Annotated in this window: 20 protein-coding genes and 1 pseudogene; 10 read left to right on the top strand and 11 right to left on the bottom strand. The window is 54.9% G+C overall.

The genetic code is table 11. The annotated features are described in order from the left end of the window. Positions 1 to 212: 212 nt before the first annotated feature. Positions 213 to 1,703: an L-type lectin-domain containing protein gene (locus H6G13_RS12955; RefSeq protein ID WP_190483638.1), complete on the top strand. Its 1,491-nt coding sequence runs from the start codon at positions 213 to 215 to the stop codon at positions 1,701 to 1,703. Between the two features lie 210 nt (positions 1,704 to 1,913). Here the strand turns inward: H6G13_RS12955 and H6G13_RS12960 are convergent, their stop codons facing one another. From H6G13_RS12960 to H6G13_RS12975, 4 genes are all read right to left on the bottom strand, one after another. Continuing rightward, the gene (locus tag H6G13_RS12960) at positions 1,914 to 2,198 is read right to left on the bottom strand and encodes a hypothetical protein (RefSeq protein WP_190483639.1); all 285 of its coding nucleotides are present in this window, start codon (positions 2,196 to 2,198) and stop codon (positions 1,914 to 1,916) included. Positions 2,199 to 2,295: 97 nt separating this feature from the next. Continuing rightward, positions 2,296 to 4,182 (bottom strand): serine hydrolase, encoded by a 1,887-nt coding sequence (locus tag H6G13_RS12965; RefSeq protein WP_190483640.1) that lies wholly within the window; start codon positions 4,180 to 4,182, stop codon positions 2,296 to 2,298. A gap of 66 nt (positions 4,183 to 4,248) precedes the next feature. Next, positions 4,249 to 5,025 carry an RNA methyltransferase gene (locus H6G13_RS12970; RefSeq protein ID WP_190483641.1) on the bottom strand — a complete coding sequence of 259 codons (777 nt, stop codon included), beginning with the start codon at positions 5,023 to 5,025 and terminating at the stop codon, positions 4,249 to 4,251. A gap of 164 nt (positions 5,026 to 5,189) precedes the next feature. Beyond that, positions 5,190 to 5,921, bottom strand: a complete 732-nt coding sequence (locus H6G13_RS12975) for a response regulator transcription factor (protein ID WP_190483642.1) — start codon at positions 5,919 to 5,921, stop codon at positions 5,190 to 5,192. A gap of 163 nt (positions 5,922 to 6,084) precedes the next feature. Between H6G13_RS12975 and H6G13_RS12980 the strand changes: the two genes are divergently transcribed. Continuing rightward, a complete protein-coding gene (locus H6G13_RS12980) occupies positions 6,085 to 8,031 on the top strand; it encodes a hypothetical protein (RefSeq protein ID WP_190483643.1) in 1,947 nt (648 codons plus the stop codon). 10 nt (positions 8,032 to 8,041) lie between these two features. Here H6G13_RS12980 and H6G13_RS12985 read toward each other — a convergent pair whose 3' ends face one another. Beyond that, complete coding sequence (locus H6G13_RS12985; protein ID WP_190483644.1) at positions 8,042 to 8,917, bottom strand: GGDEF domain-containing protein; 876 nt, start codon at positions 8,915 to 8,917, stop codon at positions 8,042 to 8,044. Between the two features lie 385 nt (positions 8,918 to 9,302). Between H6G13_RS12985 and gcvT the strand changes: the two genes are divergently transcribed. The 3 genes from gcvT to gcvP all read left to right on the top strand — a co-directional run bounded on the left by gcvT (position 9,303) and on the right by gcvP (position 14,022). Next, positions 9,303 to 10,403 (top strand): glycine cleavage system aminomethyltransferase GcvT, encoded by a 1,101-nt coding sequence (gene gcvT / locus H6G13_RS12990; protein WP_190483645.1) that lies wholly within the window; start codon positions 9,303 to 9,305, stop codon positions 10,401 to 10,403. A gap of 83 nt (positions 10,404 to 10,486) precedes the next feature. Next, entirely contained in the window at positions 10,487 to 10,879 is a 393-nt protein-coding gene (gene gcvH, locus H6G13_RS12995) for a glycine cleavage system protein GcvH (protein WP_190483646.1), read from the top strand. 140 nt (positions 10,880 to 11,019) lie between these two features. Beyond that, positions 11,020 to 14,022: an aminomethyl-transferring glycine dehydrogenase gene (gene gcvP, locus H6G13_RS13000; RefSeq protein WP_199305885.1), complete on the top strand. Its 3,003-nt coding sequence runs from the start codon at positions 11,020 to 11,022 to the stop codon at positions 14,020 to 14,022. Between the two features lie 31 nt (positions 14,023 to 14,053). Here the strand turns inward: gcvP and H6G13_RS13005 are convergent, their stop codons facing one another. After that, the gene (locus tag H6G13_RS13005; protein ID WP_190483647.1) at positions 14,054 to 14,581 is read right to left on the bottom strand and encodes a 2'-5' RNA ligase family protein; all 528 of its coding nucleotides are present in this window, start codon (positions 14,579 to 14,581) and stop codon (positions 14,054 to 14,056) included. A gap of 5 nt (positions 14,582 to 14,586) precedes the next feature. After that, positions 14,587 to 15,210: a restriction endonuclease subunit R gene (locus tag H6G13_RS13010; RefSeq protein ID WP_190483648.1), complete on the bottom strand. Its 624-nt coding sequence runs from the start codon at positions 15,208 to 15,210 to the stop codon at positions 14,587 to 14,589. Between the two features lie 105 nt (positions 15,211 to 15,315). Between H6G13_RS13010 and metG the strand changes: the two are divergent. Then, positions 15,316 to 17,010 (top strand): annotated as a pseudogene (gene metG / locus H6G13_RS13015) (methionine--tRNA ligase); the annotation flags it as partial. Between the two features lie 10 nt (positions 17,011 to 17,020). Next, positions 17,021 to 17,551, top strand: a complete 531-nt coding sequence (locus H6G13_RS13020; protein ID WP_190483840.1) for a GNAT family N-acetyltransferase — start codon at positions 17,021 to 17,023, stop codon at positions 17,549 to 17,551. Between the two features lie 2 nt (positions 17,552 to 17,553). Here the strand turns inward: H6G13_RS13020 and H6G13_RS13025 are convergent, their stop codons facing one another. Continuing rightward, a complete protein-coding gene (locus tag H6G13_RS13025; protein ID WP_190483650.1) occupies positions 17,554 to 18,144 on the bottom strand; it encodes a Uma2 family endonuclease in 591 nt (196 codons plus the stop codon). 199 nt (positions 18,145 to 18,343) lie between these two features. On the opposite strand from H6G13_RS13025, the gene H6G13_RS13030 reads away from it, so the two are divergent. Together H6G13_RS13030 and H6G13_RS13035 are read left to right on the top strand one after the other, a co-directional pair. Next, a complete protein-coding gene (locus H6G13_RS13030) occupies positions 18,344 to 19,087 on the top strand; it encodes a rhomboid family intramembrane serine protease (RefSeq protein WP_190483841.1) in 744 nt (247 codons plus the stop codon). Between the two features lie 260 nt (positions 19,088 to 19,347). Then, complete coding sequence (locus tag H6G13_RS13035; RefSeq protein WP_190483651.1) at positions 19,348 to 19,920, top strand: hypothetical protein; 573 nt, start codon at positions 19,348 to 19,350, stop codon at positions 19,918 to 19,920. A gap of 295 nt (positions 19,921 to 20,215) precedes the next feature. Here the strand turns inward: H6G13_RS13035 and H6G13_RS29465 are convergent, their stop codons facing one another. From H6G13_RS29465 to H6G13_RS13045, 3 genes are read right to left on the bottom strand one after another with little or no spacing between them, the layout of a single operon-like run. Next, complete coding sequence (locus H6G13_RS29465; protein ID WP_347277480.1) at positions 20,216 to 20,395, bottom strand: DUF5615 family PIN-like protein; 180 nt, start codon at positions 20,393 to 20,395, stop codon at positions 20,216 to 20,218. Beyond that, positions 20,350 to 20,556, bottom strand: coding sequence for a DUF5615 family PIN-like protein (locus H6G13_RS28710; RefSeq protein WP_347277474.1), 207 nt, complete (start codon positions 20,554 to 20,556; stop codon positions 20,350 to 20,352). Before H6G13_RS28710 ends, H6G13_RS29465 begins: the two co-directional genes overlap by 46 nt. 2 nt (positions 20,557 to 20,558) lie before the next feature. After that, positions 20,559 to 20,885: a DUF433 domain-containing protein gene (locus tag H6G13_RS13045; protein ID WP_190483652.1), complete on the bottom strand. Its 327-nt coding sequence runs from the start codon at positions 20,883 to 20,885 to the stop codon at positions 20,559 to 20,561. Positions 20,886 to 21,121: 236 nt separating this feature from the next. Between H6G13_RS13045 and H6G13_RS13050 the strand changes: the two genes are divergently transcribed. Continuing rightward, positions 21,122 to 21,412, top strand: coding sequence for a hypothetical protein (locus H6G13_RS13050; RefSeq protein ID WP_190483653.1), 291 nt, complete (start codon positions 21,122 to 21,124; stop codon positions 21,410 to 21,412). Positions 21,413 to 21,562 lie beyond the last annotated feature (150 nt).

Raw genomic sequence — 21,562 nt, forward strand, 5'->3', positions numbered from 1 at the left:
TGACTGGCAATCTCGCGGGAATGTTCCGACATTTCTGCTGAATGACAATCTCGTAGGATTGTTCTAACATTTCCGCTATGTAGCAGTTGAAGATACAAATGCTACATGAGAAGGTAGTACGGCTCAGTAGATCTGTTTTTCTCTAACACGTTTATTCGCTTTATCTGCAATAGATCTACCTGTCTCTAAACCCCCTTAGATACGGAAAACCTATGTCAACACTGACCCTTGAAGCCCTGTTAGGCCCTAACTCTACCCGAAATGGTACAGCTGAGGCAGTTAATGGTGTTCTACAGCTGACCCCAGATGCCCCCCTGCAGGCTGGCAGCGCGTTCTACAACATACCTGTCAGCGTTACCCAGTCGTTTCAAAGCGCCTTTCGGTTTCAAATTGATGGCACTTCAGCCACAACAGGAGCTGATGGCCTCACATTTTTGCTGCAGAGTAGCCCCTTAGGCCCCAGTGCGCTGGGAGATGATGGGGGTAACCTAGGCTACTTAGCTGACTCCGTTCCGCTGATTACCCCGGCTGTCGTGGTAGAGTTCGATACCTTTTTTAACCCTGAGAATAACGACAACCCGAACCTGCTGACCACTTCAGCAAATCTTTCTGAATACAATGCGGTTGAACTCATTAGCTATAGTGCTGGCGGCGCAGGGCAAATTCTTGAGCAGATAAAACCTGACGTAGTCTTCAATACTGGCGACGTTTATACAGCTTGGATTGACTACACCGCCTCTGAGACTGGGCCAGGCGTGCTGCAGATTTCTACTGCTTTGGGCGCTTCAAAACCTGCTCAGCCCCTAGTTTCTCAAGAAATAGACCTGTCATCTGTTTTAGGGTCTCAAGCTTTTCTAGGGTTCACTGCTGGTTCAGGTAACGCCTTTAACAGTCACGATATCTTAAGCTGGGGCTTTGCCCGACAGGGAGCAGTAGGCACAGGCTATCTTAACTTCAGGCAGTTCACTGAGGCGGCAGCGCTTGAGCTTGGAGTCGATATTCCCTATCAGGATTTGGAGGTGAACGGGCTCTTCACCAGCCTGTTCTACGATGAAACCTATTACCTCTGCCGAAACCCGGATATTGCAGTAGCCGTCGCCAATGGTTTTTTCACCTCAGGCTATGAACACTTTCTTACTTTCGGGTTGCTTGAGGGGCGTAGTCCCAGTATCTTGTTCCGCGAAACCTACTACTTGAACCAGAATCCGGATGTTGCCCAAGCCAAAGTTGATGGTGTTGTCGTTAGCGGCTTCCAGCACTACATTCAGTTTGGTCAGGTAGAGGGCCGCGATCCCAGTGCTCTATTTAATGAGCGGGCTTACCTAGCGGCTAATGGCGATGTTCAAGCTGCTGTGGGTGAAGGGCTGTTCACAAGCGGCTTCGATCATTACATTGAATTTGGTGCATCGGAAGGCAGAGGGCCTAGCCTGATCTTGTTTAACGAGAACTACTACCTCACTCAGTACAGTGACGTGGCCAGTGCTCTGGCGAGTGATGTTATCACCAGTGGCTTTCAGCACTATATTCTGTTTGGACAAGGCGAGCAGCGTAATCCTAGCGGCATTTTTGATGAGGCCGCCTACTTGGCAGCTAATTCAGATGTGGCGGGGGCTGTGAGTGCAGGCGCATTTTCTAGCGGCTTCCAGCATTACATCTTGAGCGGTCGCTGCGAAGGTCGAGCTGCGATACCGGTTGCTGCGTAAACTCTAGATAGCAGATTGCCATCGGGGCTCTACATCAGCGATCTGCCCGGCAAATTCACATTAAAGTTCTACATCAGCGATCTGCACAGCAGATTGTCATCAGGGCTCTACATCAACACTCAGGCTTAGCGTTATCAGGAGCTGGGTCCGCTGCAATTAAAGGGATCTCTACTACAACAAACCTGGTTTTAGAATTGTGCAGGCAGGTGTTTAGGTCTGCGGCTGCTTGCACCAGTCGGGGCAGCTGGTCGCTTCCTGCCAGCCATAGGGATGAATGGCACAGACTAGGGAGGTACGACAGTTTTTGGCGGTGCCGTAGCTCAAGCCGTGATAGTTGAGGCAGCCTTCACAGGCTCTAGGGCGAGACGGCTGAGTGTCGGCAAAGCCAACTTGCGATCGCAAAATCTGCTGCTTGCTCCTCAAACGGTGCCATTGCTGGTAAGCCTGTCGGCGACACAAGTCATTGGCACGCTGAAACACATCAGTGCCAGTCATGGCAGTTGCTTCCTAGGAGACTATCTCTAGGCTACCGAAGGAAAGCTCTACCCTGAAAAATTCTTAAAAAGACATAAAGATGTAGCGAAATCCTCAACTACCCCTGGGGCATGCGATCGCCGGGCACAGACTCGGGCTCAGCAGGCGATATGTCCTCTATAGGAGCTATATCGCTGCTGTCTTCAGAGCTATTGGGGCTAGCTGGGGACACATTTCTAGGGTCATACCGGGCTGGGCGACTGGGGGAGGTGGTGAAGCCCTCCTGAGGTGCCGACCCATCGGCTCCAGGAACTGTTGGCGCAGGTGCGGCAGCTCCTACGGGCGTTGTCGGCTGGTTGAGTTCCTTATCTACCCGGTCAGCAATGCGACGGATGAGCTCCCCGGCTCGACCGTCGTTGTCTGGCCGCTCAATCAGGGTTGCTAATACGTATCGTTTGCCGTTGGCTGTGTCTATCAGGGCAACATCAGCTAAAACAGTGGCAATATCTCCTGTTTTGTTGACTACAATCGCCCCACCATCGCTAATGCCTGAGGGAATTAGGGAGCGGTTTTGGGTGCGCTGCATGATGCTGAGCATGCGATCGCGCGATCGCATGCTCAGCATATCGCCTCTATCGACTAGGGCCATCAGCAGCGCCAAATCGCGAGGGCTGGTCGTGTTGGTACCCTGCAGATCGGGTAGCGCATTGCGAATTACGGTCGAGGCTAGGCCCCAGGTTTGAAACTGCTGGTTGAGGGCTTCTGCGCCGCCCAGCAGGGCAATCATCATATTTGTTGCCGTGTTGTCACTGGTGACAATCATCCAAGTCGCAATATCTAGCGCGGTGTATTGAGTGCCGACCTGCTGGGTTTGCAGCTCCCCCGACCCCCCCACAATGTATTGGCTCTCCAGAGTCAGCGCCTGATCTAGCGTGACGGTGCCAGCATCAACGGCCTGTAGAAATGCCACCAGAATCGGCACTTTAATGGTGCTAGCAGCAGCAACCGCCTTAGATCCTGACACGTCTGCATAGCGACCAGAGTCAAGGTCTAGCAGAAAAGATCCTTGGGTCAGGCCAGGCGTGAGCGTGGTCAGCTGCTCTAGCTCAGTTTTTAAGCGGGTGATTTCGTCAGTCAACCGAATATTTTGCACTGAGGCCGTGGCGGGCCGACCGCGCAGACCTAATCCTGCGCTGCCAGCAACGGTTTCCTGGGCAGACGGGGCCTGATTAGAGGCACTGAGCTGAGTGGGGCTGAGGGTAGACAACAGAGTGCCTGCGATCGCAGCCACCCCAATCCCCAAGATCAGTAGCCGAATGGCGTACAGCATGGGTAGAGGAGGCTTGCGCGGCTTGCGCCGGGGGCGGTTGGGGTGGCGCTCGCTCTCTCTAAAATCAGCCGTTGGCAGGCGGCTGACCCGGCGGCTGCGCAGGGGGGTGACTTTGCTAGAGGGGCTGGGGTGAGTTCTGGGGGTTGGCGCTGCTAAGGGAGTACGCTCAGGGGGCAACGGCGGCCTGGCTGGAGTTGGAGTAAGGGGCGGTTGGGCTGGCCCAGCCGCCGGTCGCTGTACCGGAATTGGCTGAAAGCGAGGATTGGCAGCGGCGGCTGCCGCGGCTACGGCATGGGGCGGCGGCGAAGGCAACTGCAGCGGCTTGCGGGTAGGCGGGGTAGGCGGCATAGGCATTCCTTCTGGGCGGGGGACACTGGCCCTATTTGGGGTGCCGCTGTTCTGGGTGCTATTTGGCGGGGTCAGAGGTGAAGAAATCTGCTGCTGTTCCCGCCATTGGTTGCGGCGGCGGGCATTCCAGTCGGTAGTGGGGGGCTGGCTAGGGGAGCCAGGATTGGGAGCGCTGCCTCTGCTTACGGTAGTTGGAGGCGGCTGCGGCAGGCGGAGATCGGGAGCCGTACGGTCAACCGGAGTTTCCGGGCTAGGGCCATCGGTTGGGGGGGTGTGCCGCCGAAAAGGCGGGCGAAAGATGTTTTTGGGATCGCCGTACTGTGACATATTGCTGTAGATCTCGCCGGAACAAACCGCAAGCAGAAAAGACCAGGTCGATTGTAGCGGTAAATCCTATTGCTGCCGCTGATTTGACGCCAAAGCCCAGTCTACCTGGCTTAAGATGCCCCTTAGCATAGCCAATTCCTGTTGGGTTGGCGCGGCCCGATGCAATAAACGCCTAAATTTTTCCATCCTACTAGTAGCAGTATGGGGGAAAAGGTAGCCTACCTGCAGCAGTAGTCCTTCTAGCTGTTGGTAGAAGCCCTCAATTTGGTCCAGGGAAGCTGCCTCTTCAAGTGGAGCAGAAACAAGGGCTGGACTCGCTGGGGCAACTTCTACCTCGCCTAAGGCAGCCCGTCGCAGGAGATAGCAGCACACAGCCACCGCTTGCGCCAGATTTAAGGCGGGGTATGTGTCGCTAGAAGGAATGCGGAGAAAACGCTGAGCGTGGTTCAGCTCGGCATTGCTCAAGCCCCGGTCTTCTGGGCCAAAAATCAGCGCTGCCTGAAAGTCAGCGGGTGGATCGTTTGGCAGGAGCCAGGGGAGAACTGCCTCGGGTAGCTCTAGGGTCTCTCCGCCAGCGCGAGGACGGGCGGTCGTTGCGATCGCACGTTGGCATCCCACGAGTGCCTGTGGCAGTGTCTCCACCACAGAGGCTGTTTCTAGCACGTCTGCCCCATGCACCGCCATTTGCCGCGCCAGTTCAGAGAGCGGATCACAGCTAGGTTTGACCAGCACCAGCTGCTGCAGCCCCATATTTTTCATAATTCGGGCTACCGACCCAATATTGAGTGGCCCTGCCGGTTCTACTAGCACGATCCGCACCTGAGCCAACACTGATTCGGCCATACTCATCAATTCAATAGAATCTACTGGAGGTACATCAATAAGCTCTAAGAGTGTAGCGGACAACCGTAGAGCAAAAACGGGCAATGGCGACTACAAATTGCTTCCAAGCTTCATGACCAGACAGACTCAATGCTTCGTTTTGGAAGACGGATAAGGCTGACGAGCTAGCTGCTGGAATCACTAACTCCCAGCAGCTCATCTTCGAATTTATAGCCAACTCCGGTCACGGTTTTAATGAAAACTGGCTGGGGAGTGTCAGGTTCTACCTTTTTGCGGAGACGGGCGATGTGAGTATCGACGACACGTTCGTCGCCATAAAAGTCGTCGCCCCAAAGTTTTTCGATTAGCTGGTCGCGGCTCCAGACTCGGCCTGGATAGCTCATAAAGGTAGCTAGCAGATCAAACTCCAGAGGGGTTAGATCGAGCAGTTCTGCAGCAGCTTCTTTAAGCTGGCGATAAGCGGTGCGCTGCTCTAGATCTAGATTGAAGTGTGTGGTGCGATAGTTTTGGCTGGCTTGCCCGCCCTGACGCAGGCTGCGCCGCAGCAGGGCTCGTACTCGGGCAATCAGTTCTCTTGGGCTAAAGGGTTTCACCATGTAGTCATCGGCTCCGGTAGACAGGCCGATGATGCGGTCTATTTCCTCTCCTTTTGCCGTCAGCATTAAAATGTAGGGATCTTTGGCTCCTGGGCGCTGACGAATGCGGGCACAGACCTCTAGCCCATCTAGCTTAGGGATCATCAGATCTAGAATGACGAGATCGGGCTGGAGGGACTGCTGAAAGCGCAAAGCGGTTTCGCCGTCTCGGCAGGTTTCGCAGGTAAAACTTTCCTTTTCTAGGTAAAGCTTGATGAGTTGAGCAATCTCAGCTTCATCTTCCACAATTAAGATCACCATTGCCTTTCTTGGCCCTCTAGCAATACACCTCAGAAACACCGCCGACCAGGGAACCGAGCTGTGCAATTTTCCGACCTTGAACTAGCATACTCAGTTGTAAGGGTCTGGCAGGGTGTTATTTCCAGGCTAACCGTCTATCCTTGGCTCATCCACAGCAATCACTATGACATCTGTGTCTCCTCGACCTGCCCTTGAACGTCTCACCGAGACTTTCAGGCATTATTTGCAAGAGGCTAATCTATTTTCCCGGCTGCCCGTGTTGGACTGCCAGGATCAGCAGGGTCGAGTGCTGTTGTTGGTCAAGCACCCAGCACCTCCAGTCGAAGATCCGGCGGGTTTGCTGCGGGAGCTGAAGGCGGTTTTTTATGAAGTCATGCCTGAGGTGGGGCTGCCGAAAGAGTGGGTAGCTCTGCAGGAAATGCCGGTACGGCTGGGGCTGCAGATAGAAGCCGAAGACATACCCTATGCGACCCATACGTTTACCTGGCGGATAGAAGATGCCCTGGGCCTGATTTTTGAGCTGCCTGATCTGGAGGAACCGATAACGGCAGTAGAAATGAGTGAGCAGCTGCCCCAGCCGGTTCCAGATGATCCAGAGGCTGCTGAGATTGCTCGTGAGGAAGAACGACCAGAGGCGACCGAGCCCTCTGCCGCCGATAGGGCAGATGATAAAGCAACGGTAGAAGAGCATTCTCTGGGGGCTCTCGTAACTTTAAATGATGCTGCGCTGGCCCTACCTGAAACGGCAGTCGATCCGCCTGCCGTTTCGCCGCTGCAGCGCTGGGGCCAGTGGGGAGTGGGGCAGATCCAGCAGCTAGCATCTTACTGGAGCTATGGGCTGGCCGGGCTGATTTTGCTGAGCAGCGGCCTGTTCGCCTACACGGTTACTCGGCCCTGTGTGGTGGATGGTTGCGATCGCATCGACAAAGCTGCCGCTTTCCACATAGCTGCACAAACTCGCATTGGCAATCCCCCTGCCACTGAAGATCTGCAGGTGGCCCGCTCTGAACTGCAGGCTGCGGTTGATTTAGTAGCGCCTATCCCTCACTGGTCTCGCTACTACGGCGAGTCTCGCAGCGATCTGAGTCTCTACCGGGCCGATCTGGCCAGCCTTGACCACCTGAGCGAAGCCCAAAAAAAAGCCTACACAGCCGCTCAAAAGAGTCAGGACCCGCCCCACCCTGTAGAGCACTGGGTAGACATTCAGCACCTTTGGCGACAGGCTATCGCGGCCCTTGAGGCCATTGCCGCCACTAGCCCTCTGCATGACTTTGCTCAAACCAAACTGGGCGAATACGAAGCCAACCTGACGGTTATTGCCCAGCGCATCACGGCTGAGGAAGCAGCCGAGGCTAATCTCAACAGTGCCCTACAGTCAGGGCGGCTGGCTCAGCAGCAGATGGATGCAGCGACTTCTTTGTCGGGCTGGCGGCGGGCTGACCAGGAGTGGCAGCGAGCTATCCAGGGTTTGACCCTTATTCCTCAGGGCACCGAAGCTTACCCAGCCGCCCAGGCGCGGCTGCAGGAGTACCGTACTCAGCGAGCTCAAGTGCAGGCCCGTCTCAACCAGGAAGGCAACGCTAATGATATTTATCAGCAGGCTCAGGCCGCAGCCAACCAGGCAAAAGCTTACGAGGCCCAAAACCAGTGGACACGGGCGGTAAATCAGTGGAAGATTGCCTTAGCCACCATCCAGCAAGTCTCATCAGATTCTGCCCTAGTCCAGCAAGCGAAGGTGCTGGTACCGACCTATCAGGCAGCTTTAGCCAGGAGCCAAGCTCAGCTGCGAACGGCGGTGGCCCTGCAAAACCTAGAGGCAAGGCTGGGCAATGTCTGCCGTTCTTCTACGACATCCTGCCGTATCAGTGCCACCCCTGACCAGATTAAAGTTACCTTAGCTGGCCAGTATGCCGTAGCGTTAGAGCGGGCGATCACGCCACCTGCTAACGCGGCTCCCGTCAACACCACTCTGAGCCGAGATGCCCAAGCGATGGTGGAGCAGATTGTGCTTTTGGGCAACCAGGTGCAGCGGCAGATTGAAATCTATGATGCCCAGGGACGGTTTGTTGCGCGTTATCGACCTGACCTGGGTGGATTCGTCAAGAATTAGGCTGCGGAGGTTAGGGCGTCAGCGCCAGCGAGACCTGATTTTTGCCGTTTCCCTTGGCCTGGTAGAGCGCCCCGTCGGCTTGAACATAAGACGGCTCTAGATCTGCATCGGCACGAAACTCGGAAATGCCAATACTCACCGTAACCTGGAAATCGGCAGGTAGCTCTGGCAGTTGCAAAGTCGCGATCACCTGACGGATTTCATCAGCAATCAGCTTGGCTCCAGCTCCGGAACAGCCCGCCAGCAAAACAGCAAATTCATCGCCGCCTAAGCGGGCTACTGTATCGAGGGAGCGAGTGCGATCGCACAGCGCTGCCGCCACCTTCTGAAGCAGCATATCTCCAACATGATGCCCATAGGTGTCATTCACCTGCTTGAATCCGTCTAGGTCAAGCAGCATCAGGGCATGATTTAGCGGCTGCGAGCCATAATAAACCTTCACCCGCTCGTAGGCCGACTCTAGCCCCCGCCGGTTAGCCACCCCAGTTAAGGGGTCGCGCTCTAGCAATTCCCGGGTTATCTCCAAATCTTTGTGAGTCGCTAAGAGCTGAGGAATCGTACTGCGCAGCTGCCAGACGGTATAGCTACTAATAGACAGCGTCACCCACTTCCAGCTACCCTCAATCCAATAGTTAGCGTGCCAAATATTCCAAGCAGACAGCACGTGACCAACGCCACAGCTCAAGATAAAGGCAGCAAACAACAGCAGCAGCGGGCGGGCCGCCGTAGCTGCATGTTCCCGGTAAATGTAAAGCAACACCGGGATAGAAAAATAGGCTACGGCAATTCCACCGTCTGCCAAGGCATGTAGAGAGGTCAGCCAAGGATTCCATAGGAAGCAGGAACCGTGGGGCATGGTAGAAACCAGCATAGGCAGTACTGACATCCTACCTAACATAATGGCTTCTCAAGCCTACCGCGGCCGTGGCTGCGGTAGATAAAAAAAGGCTAGGAGCGACGATGAACTTAACTGAGATTCTAGAATTGCCGCTGCCAGTTACCCCTAGGTGAGAACGAACTGCAGATCCGCTCATTATTTCGATTTAGCTGCTCCCCAGCTACCCTTCAGATTGCTCTAAATCCTTAAGTACCCTTTTTAAGCAAAACAAACGTCACCTCAGCTTAAATTCTTTGCTAGCTGTAATTTACGCAGCTGACAGCAGGCATCCCTCCAGACCTTCTTTCCTGCAGACTTCGGCCGTAAGTGTGGCTTGATAGACCCTGGCCCGATAGACTCTGTGTAGTGATGCGATCTTACCCAGCCTTACGCCATGTCCCTCAGCCAAACGCCCCTACACTCGGCCCACCAGCAGCTCAAGGCCCGCATGATGCCCTTCGCCGGGTGGGATATGCCCGTTCAGTACCTTGGCATTAAGCAGGAGCACCAGGCAGTGCGGCAGCAGGTAGGGATGTTCGACATCTCCCACATGGGCAAATTCATGCTGCAAGGCCCCGATGTGCTGGAGCAGATGCAGCGGCTAGTCCCCTCTGATCTGAGCCCGCTTATCCCCGGCAAAGCTCAATACACCGTCCTACTAAACCCCCAGGGCGGCATCGTAGATGACCTGATTCTGTACCTACTGCCAGAGTCTGCTAATGGCGATCAGCGCCTGTTCACTATCATCAATGCAGCCACCACTGATAAAGACAAATCCTGGCTACAGAGTCATTTGACCGAGACAGTTACCCTACAAGATCTCTCGCGTGAACAGGCCCTCGTTGCGGTTCAGGGGCCAGAAGCTGCGACTCAGCTTCAGCCCTTTGTCAAAGAAGACCTCTCGAAAGTTGGCCGCTATGAACACCTTGAGGGTACTTTGCTGGGTCAGCCTGCCTTTTTAGCCCGCACTGGCTACACCGGGGAAGATGGCTTTGAGATCATGCTGCCTATTGCTGCGGCTCAAGCGCTCTGGACAGCCCTGCTAGAAATAGGGGTGACGCCCTGTGGGCTAGGAGCCAGAGATACCCTTCGGCTAGAAGCCGCCATGCCGCTCTACGGTCAAGACATCAGCGACGGCACTACGCCGCTAGAAGCCGGGTTGGGCTGGCTGGTTCATCTAGATCGCAAGGGTGACTTTATCGGTCGAACCGTTTTAGAACAGCAGAAGGCTCACGGCGTTTCCCGGCGGCTGGTGGGGCTGCAGATGTCAGGGCGCAATATTGCCCGTCACGACTATCCAGTGCTGCAAGATGGCAACTTGGTAGGCCAAATTACTAGCGGCACCCTGGGGCCTACCCTGGGCTACCCCGTGGCTCTCGCCTACATCTCAGCAGCCCTAGCCAAGGTAGGCCAGGCACTAGAGGTTGAGATTCGCGGCAAGGCGTACCCGGCTACGGTGGTTAAGCGGCCCTTTTACCGCAGTTCTCGCCCCTAATTGTCTTTCCTGGTGCCCATTCCCGCTGCCCGTTCCTTGACCTATGATGTGTACGGCTTTTACAAGCAGAGTGAGGCAACCCTATGGCGTTTGAGTATCCAGAGAATTTGAGGTATCTCGATTCTCATGAATATGCCCGACTAGAAGAAGACAACATCGTGGCCGTCGGCATTTCTGCCTTTGCCGTCGATCAGCTGGGCGATATTGTGTTTCTGGAGCTGCCGGAGGTCGGCGATAACGTAGAAAGGGGTGAAAAGTTTGGCACCGTTGAGTCGGTCAAGGCGGTCGAAGATCTTAAGGCCCCGGTCAGTGGCGAAGTCATTGAGCGCAACAGTGAACTGCTAGATGTGCCCGAACAACTGGGCAATGATCCCTATGGCGATGGCTGGCTAATCAAGGTGCGCGCCGATTCTTTAGAAGATCTAGACGATACCCTCACGGCCGAGGAATATAAGGACCAAGTGGAAGGGGAGTAAGCCTGCTATTGCCTCCCGGTTTGCTTCACAATAGGTAATACTTAGACGCTTGGGTAGTGGGTGCAATGCCCCCTTTAGGGCCAGTCTCTGACTAACGCACCTCTCTCCTAAGTATTTCTTATTGTGGGAGCATACCGGCCTTGCTGTACGAACAAAGTATCCCTGGTACCAAATTAGAGCAGGCTGCCCCAGACGCCTCGCCTGCTAATGGGTCTGTAGCCGCTGTTGACCGCTCTAGCCCTACCTTCAGCGAGTTCGTACAGCGCCACATCGGTCCCGACTCGGCCGAACAGCAGGCCATGCTGCAGGCTCTAGGTTACGACTCTTTAGCTAGCCTGATCAGCGCTGCCGTGCCCGCCAATATCCGCCTAGAGGGTCCCCTCAAGCTGACAGCCGGAACCACCGAAGCCGCCGCACTGAAGCAGCTAAAGCAGATAGCCGAGCAAAATCAGGTTTGGCGCTCCTATCTGGGTCTGGGCTACGCCAACACCCTGACCCCACCAGTGATTCAGCGCAACATCCTAGAGAATCCTGGCTGGTACACCCAATACACGCCCTACCAGCCCGAAATCTCCCAGGGTCGCCTGGAAGCCCTGCTCAACTTCCAAACCCTGATCACCGACCTGACCGGGTTAGAAATTGCCAACGCCTCGCTCCTCGACGAAGGCACTGCCGCTGCCGAAGCCATGGCCTTGAGCTTTCATGCCCGTAGCCAAAAGGCGGCCAAGACGTTCTGGATCTCCCAGGCGTGCCATCCCCAAACCATAGATGTGGTGAAGACCCGCGCTATTCCCTTAGGCATTGACGTTATGGTGGGTGACCACCGCAGCTTCACCTTCGATAGTCCGGTTTTTGGCGTGCTGCTGCAGTATCCGGCCACCGATGGCGCGATCTACGACTACACCAATTTCATTCAGCAGGCGCACGCGGCGGGCGCTCTGGCCACCGTTGCTGCCGACCTCCTCAGCCTCACCCTGCTGAAGTCTCCCGGTGAACTAGGGGCCGATATCGCAGTAGGTAACACCCAGCGCTTTGGCGTGCCCCTAGGCTACGGTGGCCCCCACGCCGCCTATTTTGCAACCAAAAACACCTATGCCCGCAAGCTGCCTGGTCGGCTGGTTGGGGTGTCTAAAGATACCTACGGTAAGCCGGCCCTGCGTTTAGCCCTGCAAACCCGTGAGCAGCACATTCGCCGGGATGCTGCTACTAGCAATATCTGCACTGCCCAGGTGCTGCTGGCCGTCATTGCCAGTATGTACGCGGTCTATCACGGACCTGAGGGGCTTAAGCAGATTGCCACACGCATTCATGGCCTAACCGTTGCTTTGGCCGAGGCTCTTAAGCAGGCGGGCTTTACCCTAGGCAGTGAACCCTGCTTTGACACACTGCGGGTCGGCACCCGGAAGCAGACCCAGGACATTTTGAGTCGGGCTGCTGCCCAGCGCATTAACCTACGGGTGATCGATCCCCAGACCCTGGGAGTCGCCCTAGATGAAACCACAACCCCCGATGATGTTAGGGACCTGATTGAGGTGTTTACAGGCCAACGGGCTACTCAGGATCTGTCTTTGCGACCATCTGGCCCCTCGTGGGGGGACGCAACGATAAATCCTACAGACACACACGCCTCTACAGGTTCATCTCTGCCGGTGCGTTTGCTGCGGACCTCAGCCTATTTGACCCACCCGGTTTTCAATACGCACCATTCGGAGACGGAGATGCTGCGGTACATGCACCGCCTGCAGGCCAAAGACCTGTCCTTAACGGCGGCAATGATTCCTCTGGGCTCTTGCACGATGAAGCTAAATGCGACGGCTGAAATGGTGCCAATTACCTGGCCAGAGTTTGGCCAAATTCACCCCTTTGCACCGCTGGAACAGACCCAGGGTTACCAACAACTTTTCCGCGACCTTGAGGGCTGGTTGGCCGAGATTACAGGCTTTGCTGCCGTGTCGCTCCAGCCCAACGCCGGAGCCCAGGGCGAATATGCTGGACTGCTGGTCATTCGTGAGTATCACCAGCAGCGGGGCGATACCCATCGCCACGTTTGTCTCATTCCCCAGTCGGCCCACGGCACCAACCCAGCCAGCGCTGTGATGGCCGGTATGAAGGTGGTTCCCGTTGCCTGTGATGTAGACGGCAACATCGATGTGGCTGACCTCAAGGCCAAAGCCGAGAAGCACCAAGATGCCCTAGCGGCGTTGATGGTGACCTACCCCTCTACCCACGGCGTATTTGAAGAAGCCATTCGGGAAATTTGCGACATCGTCCACAATCATGGTGGCCAAGTCTACATGGATGGGGCCAACATGAATGCCCAGGTGGGGCTGTGCCGTCCAGCAGATTTTGGGGCCGATGTCTGCCACTTAAACCTGCATAAGACCTTCTGCATTCCCCACGGTGGCGGTGGCCCCGGCGTCGGCCCGATTGGGGTCAAGGCACACCTGCAGCCCTACCTTCCAGGTCACAGCCTGGTGCCAGGAGTCGGCGGCGAGCAGGCAATTGGCGCGATGACGGCGGCTCCTTGGGGCAGCGCCAGCATTCTGCCGATTTCCTGGATGTATATCCGGATGATGGGCGCTGAAGGGCTAACGCGGGCAACAGAAGTCGCCATTCTCAACGCCAACTACATTGCCAAGCGGCTAGAGGGTCACTACGACATTCTCTATACCGGACAAAACGGAAGGGTCGCCCACGAGTGCATTATCGACTTGCGCCCCTTCAAAAAATCTGCCGATGTCTCGGTAGAAGACGTGGCCAAGCGGCTGATCGACTACGGCTTTCACCCGCCGACTATGTCTTGGCCGGTGGCGGGGACACTGATGGTAGAACCTACTGAAAGCGAGGCCCTAGTGGAGCTAGATCGCTTCTGCGATGCCATGATCGCTATTCGCGCCGAAATTCGGGCCATCGAGGAGGGTCAGGTATCTGCAGCCAGTAACGTTCTCAAGCAGGCTCCCCACACTGCCGAAGATCTGGTCGCTGCTGAGTGGGATCGTTCCTACTCGCGCGAGCAGGCTATCTTTCCGGCGTCCTGGACTCGGCAGTATAAGTTCTGGCCGGCTGTGAATCGGATTGATCAGGCGTATGGCGATCGCAACTTAGTCTGCTCTTGCCTACCGATGGACAGTTATGAAGAGTAAAGGCAGACGCGGGGAAGGGGAAACGCATCTTCTACCCTGCGCCTGCTCGAAACAAAAACTCCCCAAGTGCCTCCCATGGCCCGCCTTGGTAACGCCAGAGCAGCAGACCCTCGCCTTTGCCGCTTAGTGGCTGCCAGTCCTGGCTCAGGTAATCGTAGAGCTGGCGAGCGATCTCTGGCTTAACTTTGTTCTGAATGGTCACGTGGGGGCGGTAGCGCTGGCTGTCTTGGCGGCTCAGCCACGGCTGCCAGGTGTTGGCTAATGCTTGGCGTAGCTGCAGCAGATCGGGGGCGTCGATTTCGATGGCGACGCCTTGACCCAAAAAGCGCAGATTGGGGAAGGACAAAGGTAGCTCTGTCGTGCTGTCGCTGAGAGTGTTGAGGGTGTCTTGAATAGAGGATTCCTGATCGCCAGGGAGGGCGTGAAAAAGTGTGACATGGGCGGGGAGAAAGTTGCGATCGCTAGGAAAGTGCTGCTGGCGCAGTGGGTCAAGCCGATCGAAGGTCGTGGCGTCTAGCTTGAGGGTCAAAATCAGGGGCAGCGCTGATGGTTGAGACATACGGATTATGAATTGGCTACAAGCGCTGCTAATCCCTTCATGATTTGCAGTGTTCGCGCTAACCCCTCATCTTGATCCAAAATAAATTCCTTCGACCTTGCATATCGAGGGCCTCCCTGCCGCACCAGCTTCAAAAACACAAAACTGCTGCCATTTGTCACCATGCCAAACAGCGGCAATCCCGATACTGGAGCCGCCAGCATATAGCCCAACACCTGAGGAATCCCCACCTTAAGCGAAAACTCTGCCCGCTTCGACTCAATCACCAATACCCAAAGCTGGTCTTTTAGCACCAGCACATCCAGTCGGCCTCTGAGAATCTGTTCATCCCCCTCGGCAACAATCTCTACTGTTTTTTCGGTCGTTACATAGAACGGCGGTAAAAATACACCTGCTAGGTCTAGTAGTGGCGCAACCACCGCTAGCTTGACTGTATTCTCTAATAGCGATCTGCGCTCTAAGTTGGCATAAGCTGCCTCCACCCGTGTCAACCGCTCTTGCTCCACCGCAGTCAAAGCAGGCCAATCTCCCTGCCACTCTGAGAAGAAGTTATCCTCGACCTCTTGCAACCCAAACTGTTGCTCTAGGTCATACAGGGTCAACTGCTCAATGGCTACAGTCTGCACCATGTTTGCACCTACAAAACTGTTTCCAACATGCCACGGATCTCCTCAAGTTGATAGGATTGATAGGCTTGACTGTAGCTTTGTAATACAACCCGTAAGACAGGCCAGCACGTAATGCGATATTTGATCACCAGCGCCCTACCCTACATCAATGGCATCAAACACCTGGGCAACCTGGTCGGCTCCATGCTGCCTGCGGATGTTTATGCCCGATTTCTCCGGCAGCAGGGAGAAACCGTTCTGTATATATGCGGTACCGATGAGCACGGCACCCCGGCTGAACTAGCGGCTCGTGAAGAGGGGCTAGACGTGGCCGACTATTGCCAGCGGCAGTACGAGCGGCAGGCCGACGTTTACAGCCGCTTTGGGCTGTCTTTTGACTATTTTGGGCGCACCTCTTCGCCTGAGAACCACGAACTCACCCAGCACTTTTATCAGCGGCTCGACGCCAACGGCCTGATCGAAGAGCGCGAGATCAGCCAAATGTATTCTTTAACTGACGAGCGGTTTTTGCCCGACCGCTATGTCATCGGCACCTGCCCTAAGTGCGGCTATACCGCTGCGCGAGGCGACCAGTGCGAAAACTGCACCTCCGTACTCAACCCCACTGATCTGCTGGAGCCGCGTTCTGCTATCTCCGGCAGCACTGACCTAGAGATTCGTCAGAGCAAGCACCTGTTTTTGAGGCTAGATACCCTGAGCGATCGCGTTCGTGAGTGGGTTAGCAGCCATCCAGACTGGCCGCTGCTGACCAAATCCATTGCCCTCAAATGGCTCAATGAAGGATTGCAAAGCCGGGGCATTACCCGCGATCTGAGTTGGGGTATTGATGTGCCCAGGCCCGGCTTTGAGAACAAAGTGTTTTACGTCTGGTTTGATGCGCCGATTGGCTACCTGGCTGCGACCAAAGCCTGGGGAAATAAAACTGGTGAGAACTGGCTGGACTGGTGGCAGCCCAGCGAAACTGAGGCTGATGACGTGCGCTACGTGCAGTTCATGGCCAAAGACAACCTGCCTTTCCACACCATCATGTGGCCTGCCATGATCTTGGGCACTGAAGACCCTTGGAAAATGGCCGACTATATCAAGGGCTTTAACTGGCTCAACTACTATGGCGGCAAGTTTTCTACCAGTTCTAAGCGAGGCATTTTCCTTGATCAGGCGCTGGAGGTGCTGCCCGCTGACTACTGGCGCTACACCCTGATGGCCACCGCGCCCGAATCGGCAGATTCGACCTTTACCTGGGAGCAGCTGCAGAACAAGGTCAACAAAGAGCTGGCCGATACCCTGGGCAACTTCATCAACCGCATCCTCAAGTTCACGGCCTCTCGCTATGGCAATCAGATTCCGGCGGGGGGCACTCCTGGGGAAGCCGAGCAGCAGCTCGAAGCGGACTGCCAGCGCCTGATTGGCACGTTGCAAGACTGTCTGCAGCGGATGGAGTTTCGCAAGGCCACCGAAGCGCTATATGCTCTGTGGACTGTGGGCAACCAGTACATTGACGTGCAGGCTCCCTGGACTCTGTTTAAGCAGGATAAAGAGCAGGCGGCGATGGTGATTCGCACCTGCATTCACCTGATTCGCACCTATGCGATTGTCTCGGCACCGTTTATTCCCTTTACGGTGGCGCAGATCTTTGAGGCGCTGCACCTGCCAGAGTCAGACGGCAACTGTTCGTTTGAGAAAGCGGTTGATTTTGCTGCCCTGCCAGAGGGGCATCCCTTTGAGGTGCCGCCGCCGCTGTTCCAAAAGCTCGATGATGAGCGGATTGAAGAGTTGCGATCGCAGTTTGGTGGCGAGTAGCCCTTTGCCTATGTCTCTAACCCTAGAAACCGAGCGGCTGCGGCTGCGTCCCATTGCGGATAGCGAGGTTGATACGCTCCACGCTATTCTCACGGATTCCTTTGTCCGCAAATACCTGTGCGACGACCAGATTTTCTCCCGGCAGCAAGTCGAGGAGATGCTGGCCGAGAGCCAAAGGGCCTTTGCAGAAGAACGATGGGGGCTTTGGCTGATTGAAGTTAAAGCCGAACCTACTCCCATTGGGTTTGTGGGCCTGTGGAACTTCTTTGAGGAACCGCAGCCGCAGCTGGCCTATGCTCTGCTGCCAGGGGCGACTGGGCAGGGCTACGCGACCGAGGCCGCTACTCGCATACTGACCTATGCTTTTGATGAACTGGGCTACGGGTATCTCGTGGCCAGCTGTGACAAGCCCAATTTAGCCTCCCAAAACGTTGCTGAGAGAATTGGCATGAAGCGAGTTGAGGAAAGAACTGAGAACGGCAAGCCCATTGTCTTTTTCAGAATTGAAAGATCAATGGGCGAGGATGGGTCAGAAGGTTAAGCCTAAGCCGCTTCAAACCGCTCGACCTGCAGCACAAAGCCGGGTAGAACGGCTTCTCCAGAGAGCAGGGTTGGTAGCTGGCAGACTTCTTTGGGCTGGCCCTGACGATAGATTTCCACCTGCTGATCCTGCGGGTTAAACATCCAGCCCAGCCTCACTCCGCTGTCAATATATTCCTGCAGCTTGGCTCGCAGCGGCTCTAGGTCGTCTGTACGGGATCTCAGCTCGATGACAAAATCTGGCGCTAGGGGCGGAAAATTCTGGCGCTGCTCGGGGGTAAGCGCTAACCAGCGAGAATTTTCTACCCAAGCGGCATCGGGAGAGCGATCGCCGCCACCTGGCAGCTTGAATAGAGTAGATGAGCTAAACACTTTGCCAAGCTGGGTTTGGCGGTTCCAGAGGGTTAAATCTGCGCCCAACTCCATTTCACGACTGCCGCTATCGCCGCCTACAGGTGCCATGACAATGAGTGCTCCTTGGGCATTGCGCTCTAGAGGCGTATTTGGGTTGCTGAGACACAGCTGATAAAACTGCTCATCAGTCAGGTGAACGTCGCTCAGGTCCAGCGTAATTGGCAGCATCAGCGAGGACATACGGGGCTCCAGTCTGAGACCTAGCTTTATGATGCCGTATCGTAGAGTGTGCGATCGCAAGCCAAAAACAGCAGCCCCTAATGGTCGGAGCAAAACCGCTGCCACCGGCCAAAAATCTTTAGTTTGGACGATATTCAAGCCGGGTCTGCTCTGGCATAGTCGGGAGGTACGACCCACTGCTGAGTTTGGAGAAGCCCTCTTGGTCCCCGTCAAAGACTACAATCCCATTAACACGACGCCCTACGTCACCTATGGGCTGATTGCGCTCAATATTTTGATTTTTATCTACGAGCTAACGCTGCCCTCTTACTCCCTGCTAGGTTTCTTTAGAACTTGGGCTGTGGTGCCTGCGGAGCTATCGACCAGCTTTGCCACTGGAGTTTCGGCAGTCAATATCGAAGAGTGGCTAACACTGGTGTCGGCGCAGTTTCTCCACGGCGGCTTTTTGCATGTTGCTGGCAACATGCTTTATCTATGGATTTTCGGCAACAACGTCGAAGATCGGTTGGGACACGTCAAGTTTTTGATTTTCTATCTGCTCTGCGGCACGATTGCAGGGCTGGCTCAGTGGTTCTTTGCGCCTTTTTCTGAAGTGCCTTCACTGGGGGCGAGTGGTGCGATCGCAGGGGTGATGGGGGCCTACATTTTCCGGTTCCCCGATGTTCGCATTCTGACGATTGTGCCGCTGGGTCCATTCCCCTTTCCTGTGCGGATTCCGGCAATTTTCTACCTGGGCATCTGGTTTCTGCAGCAGGCGGCCTATGGGGTAGCAAGTCTTGAGGCTCCTACCAATATCGGTATGGAAAACGGCGGTGTTGCCTACTGGGCGCACGCAGGCGGCTTTGTAATTGGAGCGTTACTGGGGCCGCTCTTTGGTCTGTTTAGAGGCCAAGATAATACCATTCCGGTTGAAATTGCTGAGTCGGAACAGCCAAACCCCTAGGAAATTTTGTAAAGGCCCCATGTACTTTGGGAACTTCTCCTAGCGGCAACCGTCCAAAGAATGTAGGCCCAAAGCTGAAACCGTCTGCAATTTGGGTTAGGGTTCGATAGGTTGCTCTGTGGTTTGCAGGGACAAGCGTTGCTGGTTAACTGGCAATGCTTATTGGGGGACTTAAAGATGCGATCGCACAGCAACCTATCTCAAAACCAACTCAATAAAGCTGGGTCTCCTACGCTCACCGCCGCAATCAGTAGGTTGCTATGAAACGAATTCTCTTAAGTGCTTTGCCGCTGCTGGTATTTCCGGTGCTGGCTGTCGCTCCAGTTCAGGCCCAGACCAGACCCAACCAGCCTGCTATTTTTGTTCAAACGCCCACAGGCCCAGTCCGGGCAACTTTGGGCGGGGATAAACCGCTTTATCTCAACAACGACACGACCTATGAATACACCCTGCGAACTGAGGTAGCAACCTCAGCCAATGGCATAACCTGGCCCGTTGGAACCCTAATTCGCGGTCAGTTTGAGCCAGTGCAAGGGGGCCTGCGCTACGTCGCCACCTCGGCTGAAGTCAATGGTCGGGTAGTAACGCTGCGGGCAGTTTCCGACACCCTCCACGATGTCAAAGACCCCCGCGAAACCGGCGCTGGCGCTATTTTGACCGATGCGGCGATTGGTGCGGCTGGAGGCGCTGTTATTGGCGGCATCTTGGGCGGCGGCATCGGCATTGGTGAAGTCATCGGCGGCGCGGCTGCCGGAGCCGTTATTGGCAACGTTACAGCGCAGCGTGTCGTGGTCATTGAGCCAAACCAGTCGATTGTGTTGACGCCTCAGTAAAATAGTAAGTCGTGAATGAGAAAAGGAGGGGTGGCAATCGTCATTCCTCCTTCTCTTGTGTAAATGCAATGGTCAAAGACTGGTCTATCTGGGCCAGTGCCTATCTTTTCCTATCACTAGACGAACGACTTCCTAGGTGTAATCTCCCTGCGCCTCGTCGTAAAACGTATTTGCGTAGTAAGCAATGAGTTCATAGCACATCGATATCCTAGTGCAGCCGACATCAGTTTGCGAGTTTTAGAAATTGTGGGATGGATGAGATCCCACGACTCATCTTCTCACTCAGTCCTACCATTTACAGGCTAGGACGTGTCACTCGAATAAGCTCGCCAGCAATTGTGTCTTTGCCTTTGAGTAGCTTATGAATGTTGGCTGCGTAGTTGTCCCAATCAAGATTTTTGGAGCAGACAATAATGCCTGCATGCGCAGTCAGTTGTCCATGCAGGCGAACAAAATCACGGCGATTTTCAGTAATGCGGCCCGATTTTCCTGAATTGCGAACTGTAGGACTTCTTCATCAGGAACTCGCTGGTTTGCTTGGCCTGCTTCTTGAACCGTTAGTAAGTCATATTCAATGGCTCGTAGACGCTGCACGACGGGAAGCGGAAACTGCTCGTCTGCATATAGGCGAAGCACTTCTACGCTGCCTCATTTTGGCGAATGGCTGCTTCAACTTCATCCGTGAAGACGGTGTCATAAGCCCAGGCGTTAGCCAGGTCTGTTGCTGTCAATTGTGGATAAGCTTCTAAAATTTGGGCGTCACTTGCGCCTAGACGCCGGTAGTGAACCAAATCCCAGACGGGAATACGAGTTCCTACAATGCAGGCGTCGCCACCAACCACACCCGGTGACTTCTCGATGCCTGTCCAGGTACCGCTGAGACTTTGAACTAGAAGCTGCACTGCCTGAGCCTTTTCTGCGGGGGACAAGGCGAGCAGATACGGCTGTAGGTCTTGAAGGGTCATTGGGGTTACTGGCTAAAACCTATATTGCTCAGACAGTAGACTCGCTAACCAGTTTCATTAGAGATGAAGAGAACGGCAACGGTAGTTGTGCGGGGAGCTACAGAGCGTAACTAACTCATTATACGAAGATTATACGAAGAAATATTATGCGACATCTGAGGTTGAACATAGGGACCATGAATGCGATCGCAACAAAGGATCGGTCTTTACCCATCGCATTCCCCTGACCTGGCTTTATGGCCTTGCTAGGATGGGGCAAAACTGTGGAGTTGGCTTTTATGCACCCTTTACCGCTGCTGATTGGTTCGACAACCCTGCTCGGCTTTGGCTACTTTTGCTTTGATCTCTACCGCAACCGACGTAGGCTCTCGGAAAAGCCTGAAGTTGATATGGTTTGCTATGACGTTTTGCCTCTCGATGGCGCTGATTCGTCAGCCGTGAATCATGCTGTAGGTGAAGCAAGCCAATGTATCGATGGTGGGTTAGGGCACTGTGTGGATGCGATTTCCCACGCTTTTCATCAATAAGAAATTAAAACTGTGAAGAAGTAGGTGGCTCCAGGTGTTTTAGCACAGCGATATTGCATACAGTAGTGCGATCGCAACACCCCTAGAATTGACAGGCGAAGGTGTAATTACAATAGTTGGAATTTGTGTTGAGTTTCGCTTGCTCAACAC

It is taken from the genome of Pseudanabaena sp. FACHB-2040 (assembly GCF_014696715.1).
GTDB lineage: Bacteria > Cyanobacteriota > Cyanobacteriia > Phormidesmidales > Phormidesmidaceae > JACVSF01.